General features: G+C 69.8%; 15 protein-coding genes and 2 tRNA genes. 11 read left to right on the top strand and 6 right to left on the bottom strand.

Going from position 1 to position 12,677, the window contains the following annotated elements:
- A partial coding sequence (locus tag JLI01S_RS15415) for a PucR family transcriptional regulator (RefSeq protein ID WP_218005530.1) occupies positions 1-386 on the top strand: 386 nt, incomplete at its 5' end.
- 132 nt (positions 387-518) lie between these two features.
- Here JLI01S_RS15415 and JLI01S_RS15410 read toward each other — a convergent pair.
- Positions 519-1,337: a DUF1353 domain-containing protein gene (locus tag JLI01S_RS15410; protein WP_068266258.1), complete on the bottom strand. Its 819-nt coding sequence runs from the start codon at positions 1,335-1,337 to the stop codon at positions 519-521.
- Between the two features lie 25 nt (positions 1,338-1,362).
- The gene (locus JLI01S_RS15405; protein WP_068266257.1) at positions 1,363-2,235 is read right to left on the bottom strand and encodes a 3-methyladenine DNA glycosylase; all 873 of its coding nucleotides are present in this window, start codon (positions 2,233-2,235) and stop codon (positions 1,363-1,365) included.
- Positions 2,236-2,271: 36 nt separating this feature from the next.
- Here JLI01S_RS15405 and JLI01S_RS15400 point away from each other — a divergent pair, with 36 nt between their 5' ends.
- Together JLI01S_RS15400 and JLI01S_RS15395 are read left to right on the top strand one after the other, a co-directional pair.
- Complete coding sequence (locus tag JLI01S_RS15400; protein WP_068266264.1) at positions 2,272-3,048, top strand: fumarylacetoacetate hydrolase family protein; 777 nt, start codon at positions 2,272-2,274, stop codon at positions 3,046-3,048.
- Positions 3,049-3,050: 2 nt separating this feature from the next.
- Positions 3,051-3,386, top strand: a complete 336-nt coding sequence (locus JLI01S_RS15395; RefSeq protein WP_068266255.1) for a YnfA family protein — start codon at positions 3,051-3,053, stop codon at positions 3,384-3,386.
- 40 nt (positions 3,387-3,426) lie between these two features.
- On the opposite strand, the gene JLI01S_RS15390 is transcribed toward JLI01S_RS15395, so the two are convergent.
- Entirely contained in the window at positions 3,427-4,206 is a 780-nt protein-coding gene (locus tag JLI01S_RS15390) for an enoyl-CoA hydratase (RefSeq protein ID WP_068266251.1), read from the bottom strand.
- A gap of 60 nt (positions 4,207-4,266) precedes the next feature.
- Here JLI01S_RS15390 and gltX point away from each other — a divergent pair, with 60 nt between their 5' ends.
- From gltX to JLI01S_RS15375, 3 genes are all read left to right on the top strand, one after another.
- Complete coding sequence (gene gltX, locus JLI01S_RS15385; RefSeq protein ID WP_068266249.1) at positions 4,267-5,814, top strand: glutamate--tRNA ligase; 1,548 nt, start codon at positions 4,267-4,269, stop codon at positions 5,812-5,814.
- A 94-nt stretch (positions 5,815-5,908) separates the two neighbouring features.
- A tRNA-Gln gene (locus tag JLI01S_RS15380) sits at positions 5,909-5,980 on the top strand.
- Between the two features lie 99 nt (positions 5,981-6,079).
- Positions 6,080-6,152, top strand: a tRNA-Glu gene (locus JLI01S_RS15375).
- Positions 6,153-6,273: 121 nt separating this feature from the next.
- On the opposite strand, the gene JLI01S_RS15370 is transcribed toward JLI01S_RS15375, so the two are convergent.
- Entirely contained in the window at positions 6,274-7,023 is a 750-nt protein-coding gene (locus JLI01S_RS15370) for an IclR family transcriptional regulator (protein ID WP_068266245.1), read from the bottom strand.
- Positions 7,024-7,141: 118 nt separating this feature from the next.
- Here JLI01S_RS15370 and leuC point away from each other — a divergent pair, with 118 nt between their 5' ends.
- From leuC to JLI01S_RS15355, 3 genes are all read left to right on the top strand, one after another.
- On the top strand, positions 7,142-8,542 hold the full coding sequence (leuC, locus tag JLI01S_RS15365; protein WP_068266243.1) for a 3-isopropylmalate dehydratase large subunit: 1,401 nt from the start codon (positions 7,142-7,144) through the stop codon (positions 8,540-8,542).
- Positions 8,543-8,551: 9 nt separating this feature from the next.
- A complete protein-coding gene (leuD, locus tag JLI01S_RS15360; RefSeq protein WP_068266238.1) occupies positions 8,552-9,145 on the top strand; it encodes a 3-isopropylmalate dehydratase small subunit in 594 nt (197 codons plus the stop codon).
- A gap of 303 nt (positions 9,146-9,448) precedes the next feature.
- Entirely contained in the window at positions 9,449-10,147 is a 699-nt protein-coding gene (locus tag JLI01S_RS15355; protein ID WP_068266262.1) for an HU family DNA-binding protein, read from the top strand.
- 95 nt (positions 10,148-10,242) lie between these two features.
- Here the strand turns inward: JLI01S_RS15355 and JLI01S_RS15350 are convergent, their stop codons facing one another.
- On the bottom strand, positions 10,243-10,452 hold the full coding sequence (locus tag JLI01S_RS15350; RefSeq protein WP_068266236.1) for a hypothetical protein: 210 nt from the start codon (positions 10,450-10,452) through the stop codon (positions 10,243-10,245).
- Between the two features lie 91 nt (positions 10,453-10,543).
- Here JLI01S_RS15350 and JLI01S_RS15345 point away from each other — a divergent pair, with 91 nt between their 5' ends.
- Entirely contained in the window at positions 10,544-11,296 is a 753-nt protein-coding gene (locus tag JLI01S_RS15345) for a lysophospholipid acyltransferase family protein (protein WP_068266234.1), read from the top strand.
- The gene (locus JLI01S_RS15340) at positions 11,293-12,288 is read left to right on the top strand and encodes an NAD(P)H-dependent glycerol-3-phosphate dehydrogenase (RefSeq protein ID WP_068266232.1); all 996 of its coding nucleotides are present in this window, start codon (positions 11,293-11,295) and stop codon (positions 12,286-12,288) included. Before JLI01S_RS15345 ends, JLI01S_RS15340 begins: the two co-directional genes overlap by 4 nt.
- 37 nt (positions 12,289-12,325) lie before the next feature.
- Here the strand turns inward: JLI01S_RS15340 and JLI01S_RS15335 are convergent.
- Positions 12,326-12,677, bottom strand: a 352-nt coding sequence (locus JLI01S_RS15335) for a PLP-dependent transferase (protein ID WP_174521330.1), incomplete at its 5' end; no start/stop codon positions are given.

The following is a 12,677-nucleotide window of genomic DNA, read 5'->3' as shown; positions in this document are numbered from 1 at the left end:
GGCAGGCGCGCGCCGCCCTTCGGGTCATGCGTCCGACGTCACCCGACGTCGCGGGACCTCCCGCAGCCGCGCGGGTCCACCCGTGGTCCTCGCTCGGCATCGAGCGCCTCCTCGGCGGCGCGGCCGGTGATGAGCTGCTCGAGGCGGTGCGCACCCCGGCAGTCGCCGAGCTGCTCGCTGCCGCACCGGAGCTCGTCGAGACCGCCGCCGTCTATCTCGACGAGGCCGGCTCGATGGCAGCCACCTCGCTGCGACTCGACCTGCACCGGCAGAGCGTCTACGCCCGCCTGCGTCGGATCGAGGCGCTCACCGGCCTCGACCTCTCCCGCGGCCGTGACCGGCTCGAGCTGCACCTCGGCCTGCTGGTGCTGGGCCAGCGACGGTAGCGCTGGGTCGACTCGTGGGCGCGGCCGACGACGAAGGGTCGGCGCGCGCCGAAGTCCTTCGTTGTCCCGTCGGCGACGGTTGTCGTGCCCGACTTCGGTTTGATGCGCGCCGACCCTCCTTCGTCGTCCGCGTCAGGTTCCGTCGGTTGCGGTGCGGGTCACCACCCGCTCGGCACATTGGTAGACGCCAGTGAGCACGACGACTGCCGCGGTGACGTGCAGCAGCAGGGCAAGGGCGACGCCGAGGATCATCCCCGCGGCGCGCAGCCGCCCCCAGAGCAGGCCGAGCGCCAGCGGGATGACAACCGCGCCGAGAGCGCCGCTGATCAGCTCGACCCACCACGGCCGGTCACCCATCCACGGCACGCCACCGATGACCGGTATCGGCACGTCGAAGAGGTCGAGCGTCGCTAGGACACCGAGCCCGACGACGATCGCGATCGTCGCAACCGCAGTCGCGCGCCAGCGCAGTCGCTGCGCCGCCGACCACATGGTGCTGCGGTCCTGGAAGATCGTCCCCAGCGTCACGGCGGTCCACATCAGCCACCGACGGATGAGCCCGGTCCCGGTGTCTGCCATGGCTGCTCGGAAGACCAGGTCGGCGCGCTCGCGGTCGATCGTCACCCCGGGCGCGGCGGTGAAGGACCCGCGCACGAGGCCGTCGTGGAGCAGTGCCGCGGGTAGGTGCCGGCCAAGCCGGGGGACCAGCCACAGGAAGATCGAGGGGACCGACGTCAGGTCGGTGGAGAAGGTCGTCATGTCGACCGGCACGAGCAGCTGCCCGAGCTCTCGGTCGCGGTAGCCGAGGCGACGCCTCATCCGGAACTCGTCGACGTCCATGTCGAGCGTGCGCTCGAGGACGATGAGCGGGGGCGAGGTCGGGTCGGGCTGGCCCCCGTCCGGCCCACCGTCGTAGAAGCGACGGGACTGGGTCTGCAGGGGCGTGTCCATGCCTCCAGCGTGGCATCGCCCTGCGTCAGCCGGGCAGGAGCGAGTCGGTCACCTCGAGCAGCCGCCGGCGAAGGGAGTTGGACGTCACCATCAGCTCCCGCTGGCGGGCGACGTACTCCGCCTTGCCCTCGCTCGTCTCGATCGCGACGGGGTCGAGGTCGAAGCCCGAGACGTCGTAGGGCGAGGCCTGCATGTCGAGCCTGCGGATGCGCAGCGCGTGCCGGAAGGCGTCCAGGGTGATCTGCGACGGCACCGCCGGAGCGAGCTTGAAGGCCCACTTGTAGGTGTCCATCCCCGCGTGCAGGCACGCCGGCTGCTCGCGCTCCACCTGGTCGTCGCGGTTCGGGCGAAGGGTGTTGAGCCCCACCGCTGTCGGTGTGAAGAAGCGGTAGGCGTCGGCATGGCTGCACTTGATCCGGTGCGACTCCACGACCGCGTCGGTCCGTGCCTGGTCGAGACGAAGGGGGAGCTGCTCGTGCCGCTGCTCGCCCGGTTGCAGGCCGTAGACCATCGCCCACTCGTGCAGGCCGAAGCAGTCGTGGGTTCCCGGCCGCGACAGGGTCGCCGTGAGCAGCTCCCTGACAAAGGTGACGGTCCGCCCCCTTCGCCCCACGAAGTCGGCCACGTCCAGGCGAGCCGATCCCGCCTCGTCGACGACGTAGCCGGATCGCCCGGCGTACCGGTCGGCCGCGTCCTGCAGCACGACACCGGGGCCGGGGTGCCACCGCCGCAGGTGGGAGGGGCGATGGGAGTAGTACTCGAAGAGGAAGTCCTCGACCGGGTGCCGCTCGCCGCGCGAGCGCCGGTCGAGGTGTCCGGTGGTCAGCTCGTCGACCGCGTCCTCGTGGGCGCGGGCACGCCTCAGCCACTCGTCGCGGGTCAGGGTCGTGGAGGGCATCGCAGACAGGGTAGGCAGTCGCCTAGTGTGGGGTTCGTGCGCATCGCGAGATATACCGAAGGTGACGACCCTGTCTACGGGCTCGTCGACGCAGACGGCAAGAAGATCGCCGAGGTGAGCGGGGACCCGTTCTACCAACGCATCGAGCTGACCGGCAAGGTCACGACGGTCGACGAGGTGCGCCTGCTGGCCCCCGTCATCCCGCGCAGCAAGGTGATCGGCATCGGCCGCAACTACGCCGACCACGCCGCCGAGATGGGCAACGACGTCCCCGACGAGCCGATGATGTTCCTCATCCCCAACACCGCCGTCGTCGGGCCCGGCGACCCGGTCGTCATCCCGACCAAGCTGACCTCCGAGGTCCACTACGAGGGCGAGCTCGCGGTCATCATCGGCCGGATGTGCAAGGACATCGAGCCGGAGGAGGCCAAGAAGGTCATCTTCGGCTACACGATCGCCAACGACGTCTCCGCGCGCGACCTGCAGCGCGGCGACGGCCAGTGGGCGCGGGCCAAGGGCATGGACACCTTCTGCCCGCTCGGCCCCTGGATCGAGACCGACCTCGACCCGCAGGACGTCTCGATCGTCACCCGTCGCGACGGCGAGGTCGTCCAGGACGGCCACAGCTCCGACATGGTCCACGGCGTCGCGCACCTCATCAGCCACTGCTCCCGGGCCTTCACCCTGCTGCCCGGTGATGTCATCCTCACCGGGACACCGGCAGGTGTCGGGCCGGTCGTCGCCGGCCAGCGCGTCGACATCGAGATCGACGCGATCGGCACGCTGTCCAACCCCTTCGTCAACGCCGAGTAGTCGTGGACGTGGCCCGGTCGGTCCCGCTCTTCGTCCTCGCGGCGCTGCTCGAGATCGGTGGGGCGTGGCTGGTGTGGCAGGGCATCCGTGAGCACCGTGGCTGGTTGTGGATCGGTGCTGGCGTCATCGCGCTTGGGCTCTATGGCGCGGTCGCGACGCTGCAGGCCGACGCCAACTTCGGTCGCATCCTCGCGGCCTACGGTGGGATCTTCGTCGCCGGTTCGCTGCTGTGGGGCATGGCCGTCGACGGCTTCCGGCCGGACCGCTTCGACGTCACCGGCGCTCTGCTCTGCCTCGTCGGCGTCGCCGTGATCATGTACGCCCCGCGCTCGGCCTGACGGCGAAGGCGAGTCCCGCACCTGACGGGTCCCGGTCAACTCACTGCCGGTGCTGCCACTGGGGCTCGCGCTTGTCGAGGAAGGCCCCGATGCCCTCCCGTGCGTCGGGCGTGAAGGAGTTGTCGACCATGACCTGGGTCATCTGCTCGTAGGCCGCCTCGATGGGCAGGTCGATCTGGTCGTAGAAGGCGCGCTTGCCGATGGCCACCGTCGCCGAGGACGCGCTCGCGACGGTGCGCGCCAGCTCGGCTGTCGCGGCGACCAGGTCCTCGTCCGAGACGACGTCCGAGACCAGACCCATCGCGAGTGCCCGGTCGGCCGGGACCATCTCGCCGGTGAGCAGCATCCGCATGGCCTGCTTGCGGGGGACTGCGCGGGAGAGCGCCACCATCGGGGTGGAGCAGAAGAGCCCGATGCGCACGCCCGGGGTGGCGAAGCGAGCGGACGCGGCGGCGACGGCCAGGTCGCAGGACGCCACGAGCTGGCACCCGGCCGCGGTGGCGACGCCCTGGACCCGGGCGATGACCGGCTGGGGGATCTGCTGGACCAGCAGCATCATCCGCGAGCAGACCGAGAAGATCCGCTGCTGCTCCTGCAGGTCGGCGGCCTGGATCTCGGCGAGGTTGTGGCCCGACGAGAAGACGTGCCCGGCCGTCGCGAGGACGACCGCGTGGACGTCGGTGCGTCGAGCCACCTCCTCGAGGGCGTCGATGACGACCTCCATGACGGGCAACGACAGCGCATTGCGGGTCTGGGGCTGCTCGATGGTGATGGTCGTGACGGTGTCGGTGGTCTCGACGGTGACGAGTGGGGTGGCCATCGATGCAGCATCGCAGAGGGGTCCTGCTGGTGGAAGGGTGAGCGATAGCATCGAGGCATCATGAGCAGCCCCTCCGCAGACCCCGCACCCGCCTCCGCCCCCCGCCTGCGCGTCGCGCCGTCACCCACCGGTGACCCGCACGTCGGCACCGCCTACATGGCCCTGTTCAACCTCGCCTTCGCGCGGCAGCAGGGTGGGTCCTTCATCCTGCGCATCGAGGACACCGACCGGGCGCGGTTCAACGAGACGAGCGAGCAGCAGCTCTACGACACCCTCGGGTGGCTCGGGCTGACCTGGGACGAGGGCCCGGACGTCGGTGGCCCCTACGCGCCGTACCGGCAGAGCGAGCGGCTGGACACCTACCGGCCCTACGTCGACAAGCTCATCGAGGACGGACACGCCTACTACTGCTGGTGCTCCACCGAGCGCCTGACGGCGATGCGCGAGAAGCAGCAGAAGCTCAAGCTGCCCACCGGGTATGACCGCCTCTGCGTGGGCAAGACGCAGGAGGAGCGGGCCCAACTCGAGGGCTACAACGAGACCCCGGTCGTGCGGATGCTCGTGCCCGACGACGCGCCGACGACCTTCGAGGACGTCATCCGCGGCACCGTCTCCGCGCCGCGTCCCGACGACCAGGTGATCCTCAAGGCCGACGGGTTCCCGACCTACCACATGGCCGTCGTGGTCGACGACCACGAGATGGGGATCACCCACGTCGTGCGCGGCGAGGAGTGGATCTCCTCCACGCCCAAGCACGTCCTGCTCTACCAGTGGCTGGGACTGCAGGCGCCGCAGTTTGCGCACATGCCCCTGCTGCGCAACCAGAACAAGTCCAAGATCTCCAAGCGCAAGAACCCCGAGGCGCGCCTCACGTGGTTCAAGGAGCAGGGTTACCTGCCCGAGGCGGTCGTCAACTTCCTCGGCCTGCTGGCCTACCCGCCGGCGAAGGGGGAGAGCGGCGAGGACGTCGAGAAGTTCACCGTCGAGGAGTTCAGCCGCGACTTCGCGTGGAGCAAGGTCAACACCGTCGGGCCGATCTTCGACCTGAAGAAGCTCGAGTGGCTCAACGGTGCGTGGATCCGCGGCCTGGAGCTCGAGGACTTCACCTCGCGACTGATTCCCTACCTGCAGGCCGACGGCGTGCTCGGTGACAACCCCTCGCTGGGGGAGCTGGCCCGACTGAAGTCGGTCGCCGAGCTCATCCAGACACGCATCTCGCTGCTCACCGAGGCCTCGGCGATGGTCCGGCCCTTCTACACGCAGGACGCGGCGCTGCAGATCGACGAGGACGCGCGAGCGGGCCTGAAGGACAACGCGGGCGAGGTGCTCGACGCGGCGATCGCCACCCTCGAGGGCCTGCACGTGCCGCCGGGTGTGCTCTCGCAGGAGAGTCGCGACGGCAACGAGTGGCGCGCCGAGCAGATCGAGGCGGCGCTGCGCGCTGCGATCGTCGAGGGCCTGGGCATCAAGCCCAAGCTGGCCTTCGGCCCCCTGCGCACCGCGGTGTCTGGCGCGCGGATCAGCCCGCCGCTCTTCGAGTCGATGGAGATCCTGGGCCAGCCCTCGACGCTGGCACGGCTGCGATCGCTGCGCGCGTCGCTGGCCTGAGCAACGATTTGGGGTCGCGAGTGATGACGGGTAGCATCATCACTCGGTTCACAGCCCGCGCGGAGTTCGCTCCGAAGGGGCCGTGATACCCCCTTGGGGTATGGTGTAATTGGCAACACGGCTGATTCTGGTTCAGTTGTTCTAGGTTCGAGTCCTGGTACCCCAGCGCATCGAGTGGTTTGCCACTCGATTTCGGAATGAGGCCTTCCTCCGGGTAAGGTTTCCTCCGTTGCCCAGCCGGTTCGCCGGTCTGGGAAGTGCAGATGGCCCCGTTGTGTAGCGGCCTAGCACGCCGCCCTCTCACGGCGGTAGCGCGGGTTCGAATCCCGTCGGGGCTACATCGAGCAAAGGCCCCCGTTCTTCGGAACGGGGGCCCTTGTCGTGTCCCCCTTCGCCGGTGGAGGTGTACGCGCCGACGAATCATCAGCGCGTTTACCTCCACCCAGCGGGGACCCTTCGCTACTCGGTGTCGCGGTCGGCGGCCTCCGCGGCCTTGGCGTGCTTGGCCAGGACCTCGGTCAGCTTGTTGGCACCGGCGATGACCGTCGCAGCGTGCAGGCGGCCGGGCTGGCGCGAGAGGCGCTCGATGGGCCCCGAGATGGACACAGCCGCGATGACGCGGCCGCTGGGGGAGCGGACCGGTGCGGAGACGGATGCCACGCCGGCCTCCCGCTCGCCGACGCTCTGGGCCCACCCGCGGCGGCGCACGCCCGAGAGCATGGTTGCGGTGAAGGCGGCCTCCTGCAGGCCGCGGTGGAGGCGGTCGGGCTCCTCCCAGGCCAGGAGGATCTGGGCGGCCGACCCTGCGTGCATGGTCATCGTCGCGCCGACGGGGATCGAGTCGCGCAGGCCCACGGGGCGCTCGGCTGCGGAGACGCAGACGCGGTGCTCGCCCTGGCGGCGGAAGAGCTGGGCGGACTCGTTGGTGTGGTCACGCAGCGCGCCGAGCACGGGGTTGGCGGCGACGAGCAGCTTGTCCTCGCCGGCTGATGCGGCGAGCTCGCCCAGGCGTGGCCCGAGGACGAAGCGTCCCTGCATGTCCCGAGCCACGAGCCGATGGTGCTCGAGCGCGACGGCCAGGCGGTGCGCCGTCGGGCGCGCCAGACCGGTCGCCGCGACGAGCTGCGCGAGGGTCGAGGGGCCTGCTTCGAGGGCACCCAACACGATGGCGGCCTTGTCCAGAACGCCAACTCCACTACCGTTGTCCATGGACTGATACTGACATCTCATGTCGTGAGACGCAAGATCGGGGCGGTGACGGACGTGGAAATGTCATCGGTGACACACCGTGCCCTCATCGTGGCACCACGCAGATGGGAAGAGAGACATGGCTGGAACGCTGGCCGAAAAGGTCTGGGGCGAGCACGTCGTCCGACACGTCGACGGGGAGCCTGACCTCCTGTACATCGACCTGCACCTCCTCCACGAGGTGACGAGTCCGCAGGCCTTCGAGGGGCTGCGCATCGCCGGCCGCCAGGTTCGCCGGCCCGACCTCACTCTCGCGACCGAGGACCACAATGTCCCGACGACGCCCGGGCCGATCACCGACCCGGTGAGCAAGATCCAGGTCGAGACCCTGCGGGACAACTGCGCGGAGTTCGGCGTGCGGCTCTACCCGATGGGTGACGCCGATCAGGGGATCGTGCACGTCGTCGGTCCGCAGCTGGGTCTGACCCAGCCGGGCATGACCGTCGTCTGCGGCGACAGCCACACGAGCACCCACGGCGCCTTCGGTGCGCTCGCCTTCGGTATCGGCACGAGCGAGGTCGAGCACGTGCTCGCCACGCAGACGCTCTCGCTCAACCCCTTCAAGACCATGGCGATCAATGTGACCGGTCAGCTGCAGCCCGGCGTCACCGCCAAGGACGTCATCCTTGCGGTCATCGCCAAGATCGGCACCGGGGGCGGCCAGGGCTATGTCCTGGAGTACCGCGGCGAGGCCATCGAGGCGCTGTCGATGGAAGCGCGCATGACCGTGTGCAACATGTCGATCGAGGCCGGCGCCCGCGCGGGCATGATCGCCCCCGACGACACGACCTTCGAGTACCTCAAGGGACGCGACCACGCCCCGTCCGGCGCGGACTGGGACGCGGCCGTCGAGCACTGGCGCACGCTCCGCTCGGACGACGACGCCGTCTTCGACGCCGAGGTCGACATCGACGCCTCGACGCTCACCCCCTTCGTCACGTGGGGCACCAACCCCGCCCAGGGCTCGCCGCTCGGCGACGCCGTCCCGGACCCCGAGGCGATGGCGGACGAAAACGAGCGCGCCACTGCCACAAAGGCGCTGGAGTACATGGGTCTGACGGCCGGCACCCCGCTGCGCGAGGTCGCGGTCGACACGGTCTTCGTCGGTTCGTGCACCAACGGCCGCATCGAGGACCTGCGCGCCGTCGCCGAGGTCATCAAGGGCCGGCAGGTCGCCGAGTCCGTGCGCATGCTCGTCGTCCCCGGCTCGGCCCGCGTGCGCCTGCAGGCGGAGGCCGAGGGACTGGACCAGGTCTTCACCGCTGCCGGTGCCGAGTGGCGCCTGCCCGGCTGCTCGATGTGTCTGGGCATGAACCCCGACACGCTCGCGCCGGGGGAGCGCTCGGCGTCGACGAGCAACCGCAACTTCGAGGGCCGTCAGGGCAAGGGCGGACGCACCCACCTGGTCAGCCCGCTCGTCGCTGCCGCCACTGCGGTGCGCGGCACGCTGTCGAGCCCCGCCGATCTCGAGACGGTCTGAGGAGCAGTCATGGAAGCCTTCACCACCCACACCGGTACCGGTGTCCCGCTGCGCCGCAGCAATGTCGACACCGACCAGATCATCCCGGCGGTCTACCTCAAGCGGGTCTCGCGCACCGGCTTCGAGGACGGCCTCTTCGCGGCCTGGCGGGGTGACGAGACCTTCGTCCTGAACCAGCCCGCCTACCGGGACGGCTCGGTCCTCGTCGTCGGTCCCGACTTCGGCACCGGGTCCTCCCGCGAGCACGCCGTCTGGGCGCTCAAGGACTACGGCTTCAAGGTCGTCATCTCCTCGCGCTTCGCCGACATCTTCCGCGGCAACTCCGGCAAGCAGGGTCTGCTCGCCGCGCAGGTCAGCCAGGACGATGTCGAGCTGCTGTGGAAGTACCTGGACAACACCCCCGGTGGCGAGATCACCGTCGACCTCACGGCCAAGACGATCATCGCCGGTGACATCGTCTGCGCCTTCGTCGTCGACGACTACACCCGCTGGCGCCTCCTCGAGGGTCTGGACGACATCGGTCTGACGATGCGTCACGAGCAGGACGTCACCGACTTCGAGACCACGCGTCCGAGCTGGAAGCCGGTCACGCACTCGGCGTGATCGCGACGGGTCGGCTCGAGATCGGGTGAGGACGAAGGGGGCGCTGCGGCGCCCCCTTCGTCATGCGGTGGGCGGTCGGTCGCGTTGGCTCGCACCAAAAGCCTTGGCGCGCAACGGATCTCGTCATGGGACTGCGGTCTGGATCGGGCGGGGGCGGGCGAATGTGGTTGCGGCGCAAAGAAATGAGGAGGCCCAAATCACACACGGGTGCTCTCCGCACCCCTACCGTCGGATCAGGTCGGGTGTACGACTCGGCTGTCCTTGCCGGAGGATGACCGGCGCCGTACCGCTACGGGAGTGACCGTGAACAAGGCAGAACTCGTCAAGGCTCTCGAGGAGAGGCTCGGTAGCCGCAAGGCCGCCCAGGAAGCGCTGGAGGTCGTGCTCGACACGATCGTCCGCGAGGTCGCCAAAGGGGGCCGCGTCGCCATCACGGGATTCGGCACCTTCGAGAAGGCGGCCCGAGCCGCCCGCACCGGCCGCAACCCACGCACGGGTGAGGTCGTCAAGATCAAGAAGACCTCGGTGCCGCGCTTCAAGGCGGGCACGAGCTTCAAGGGCTATGTCGCGGACCCGCGGTCGCTGCCCAAGGCCGCTCCCGCCGCAGCACGTGCCGCAGCAGGCACCGTGACCTCGGTTGCCGGGACGGCGATCGGCATCGCCGAGGGGGCCATCCCGGGCCGCAAGTCGAAGAAGTCGTCGACGACGGCGAAGAAGGAGACTCCGGCCAAGAAGGCGTCCTCCACCAAGCAGGCCGCTCCGGCGAAGAAGTCGGCGGCCAAGAAGTCGACGGCCACGAAGTCGGCGCCGGCGAAGAAGGCCACCCCGGCCAAGAAGGCCTCGGCCAAGAAGGCCTCGGCCAAGAAGGCCACCCCGGCGAAGAAGTCGACGGCCACCAAGGCCACGACGAAGAAGGCCACGCCGGCCAAGAAGGCCACCACCACCAAGAAGGCCACCCCGGCGAAGAAGTCGACGGCCAAGAAGGCCGCCCCCGGCAACTGAGCATCACGACGAGGGGCCGGTGACCACACGGTCACCGGCCCCTCGTCATGCCGATGAACGCTCACCGAGGACGTTGGGCAGCAACCGTCTCGGCGTCAGCCGATCGTCTCCCCGTCGCCGATGCCGACGATCCACAGGCGGGTGACCACGTCGTCCTCGACGGTGATGCTCACCCGCTGGCCGGGGCGCACGAACCGCAGCCCGCTGGCCGCGAAGACCTCTGGTCCGGCCTCGAGTCGCAGACCCTCGTCGGTGACGACGACGGTGGCACTGTCCGGAGCGTGGGAGAAGACGGTCGCTTGCACGGGGTCGAGCGTATCCGTGGCCTAGTGTGAGGGCCCACAGAGGTCGCCGGGGTCGAGTGACCCACCCATCGGCGAGCGCAGAAGAGGTGACATGGTCGTCCACCGCACCCACACGCCGGTCATGTACCGCGTGGCTGCCGGGATTCTGCGTGCGGGGATGCGTGCCGTGGCGCGCTACGAGGTCACCGGTGTCGAGCACGTCCCCACGGACAGCGGCTTCATCCTCACCCCCAACCACCTGTCGTACATCGACCCCTTCCCGTGGGCGCATGTCCTGTACAACCGCGGCCACAGCCCGGTCTACCTCGTCAAGAGCGACCTCTTCGAGACCCCCGTGGTCGGCTGGGTGCTGCGTCATGCCAAGCAGGTACGGGTCGACCGGGAGACCGGTCGCGCGGGCGAGGCATTGGCCGATGCGGTCCGTGCGCTCGATGCGGGCGAGTGCGTCGTGATCTACCCGGAGGGCTCACTCACCCGCGACCCGGACCTGTGGCCCATGCGCGGCAAGACGGGAGCGGCGCGCCTGGCGCTGCAGTCCGGCGCACCCGTCATCCCTGTGGCCCAGTGGGGCCCGCAGGACCTGCTGCCGCGCTACTCCAAGCGGCTGCGACTCTCACGACACCGCACCCTCATCCGGGTGCGCTTCGGACCGCCGGTCGTGCTGGCGGACCTGCCTGACCAGCAGGCCACCGCAGACGTCGCCACCGCGACCGACCGCATCATGGCCGCCATCACCCACGAGCTCGAGGAGCTGCGTGGTCAGCGCGCTCCGGTCGAGCGATTCGACCCCCGGGACCACGGGCTTCCGGTCACGGGCAACTACCGATCAGGAGACGATCAATGAGCCATATCGCAGTCTTCGGCGCGGGGAGCTGGGGCACCGCCTTCGCGACGATCCTCGGACACGGCGGCAACGACGTCCGCGTGTGGGGACGTCGTCCGGAGCTGGTCGCCCAGCTCAACTCCGGCGTCAACGAGGACTACCTCCCGGGTGTGCAGCTGCCGTCGAGCATCAGCGCGTCGACCAACCCGGCCGAGGTGGCCGACGGAGCGGAGATCGTCATCCTCTCGGTGCCGTCGCAGTCCCTGAGGGCCAACCTCGACGCCTGGGGGCCGTTGCTCGACGGCAAGATCGTCGTGTCCCTGATGAAGGGGATCGAGCTCGGGACGACCAAGCGGATGAGCGAGGTCATCCACGAGGTCGCGGGTGTCCCCGTCGATCGCATCGCCGTCGTGAGCGGACCCAACCTCGCCAAGGAGATCGTGCAGCGGCAGCCGGCGGCCAGCGTCGTCGCCTGCCCGGACCTCGACGTGGCCGACACGGTGGCAGCGGCGTGCTCGACCTCCTTCTTCCGGCCCTACACCTCGGCTGATGTCGTCGGTGCGGAGCTCGGCGGTGCGGTCAAGAATGTCATCGCGCTCGCCGTCGGCATGGCCTCGGGGCTGGGCTTCGGTGACAACACCAAGGCGACGATCATCACCCGCGGCCTCGCCGAGACGACCCGGCTGGCGATGGCGCTCGGCGCCGACCCGCGCACGATGTCCGGGCTCGCGGGCGTCGGTGACCTCATCGCCACGTGCATGTCGCCGCTGTCGCGCAACCACTCCTTCGGCGTCAAGCTCGGCGAGGGCATGTCGGTCGCGGAGGTCGCGGAGCAGACCAAGCAGACGGCCGAGGGCGTGAAGTCCTGCGCCTCGATCCTCGACCTCGCACGGGCACACGGCGTCGACGTGCCGATCACCGAGCAGGTCAACCGCGTGGTGCACGAGGGCGTCTCGCCCCAGGACATGGTCCAGGTGCTGCTCTCCCGCGCCCGCAAGCACGAGACGGAGTAACCCCGCTCGCCGCCGCCTCAGGGACCGTCTCGCAGGGTCAGTCGAGCGCGTCGAGGGCCTGCCGCAGGTCGGCCCACAGGTCGTCGACGTCCTCGACGCCGACGGACAGCCGCACGAGGTTGACCGGCACGGCCTCGGGTTCGCCCGGCTGGCGGCGGCGGCGCTCGAGCTGCGACTCGACGCCGCCCAGGCTCGTCGACGGCGACCAGATGCGGGTGCCGGCAGTGAGGGCCTCGGCTGCTGCGGCGCCGTCCCCGCCGCCGGAGACCTCCACGGAGACGACGGCCCCCCAGCCGGGGTAGCGCACCCGCGAGACGCGCGGGTGGGTGCCGAGCCGCTCGGCGAGATCGGCGGCGTTGGCGCAGGCCCGCTCCAGACGCAGGGAGAGG

The organism is Janibacter limosus NBRC 16128, from assembly GCF_001570985.1.
In the GTDB taxonomy this organism is placed as follows: Bacteria; Actinomycetota; Actinomycetes; order Actinomycetales; family Dermatophilaceae; genus Janibacter; species Janibacter limosus.
This window is presented reverse-complemented; position numbering and strand designations above follow the sequence as displayed.

Coding starts and splice junctions, on each gene's coding strand:
- JLI01S_RS15370 (WP_068266245.1), bottom strand. CDS start 7,023: ATGGACAACGGTAGTGGAGTTGGCGTTCTGGACAAGGCCGCCATCGTG.
- gltX (WP_068266249.1), top strand. CDS start 4,267: ATGAGCAGCCCCTCCGCAGACCCCGCACCCGCCTCCGCCCCCCGCCTG.
- JLI01S_RS15390 (WP_068266251.1), bottom strand. CDS start 4,206: ATGGCCACCCCACTCGTCACCGTCGAGACCACCGACACCGTCACGACC.
- leuC (WP_068266243.1), top strand. CDS start 7,142: ATGGCTGGAACGCTGGCCGAAAAGGTCTGGGGCGAGCACGTCGTCCGA.
- JLI01S_RS15345 (WP_068266234.1), top strand. CDS start 10,544: ATGGTCGTCCACCGCACCCACACGCCGGTCATGTACCGCGTGGCTGCC.
- JLI01S_RS15410 (WP_068266258.1), bottom strand. CDS start 1,337: ATGGACACGCCCCTGCAGACCCAGTCCCGTCGCTTCTACGACGGTGGG.
- leuD (WP_068266238.1), top strand. CDS start 8,552: ATGGAAGCCTTCACCACCCACACCGGTACCGGTGTCCCGCTGCGCCGC.
- JLI01S_RS15340 (WP_068266232.1), top strand. CDS start 11,293: ATGAGCCATATCGCAGTCTTCGGCGCGGGGAGCTGGGGCACCGCCTTC.
- JLI01S_RS15405 (WP_068266257.1), bottom strand. CDS start 2,235: ATGCCCTCCACGACCCTGACCCGCGACGAGTGGCTGAGGCGTGCCCGC.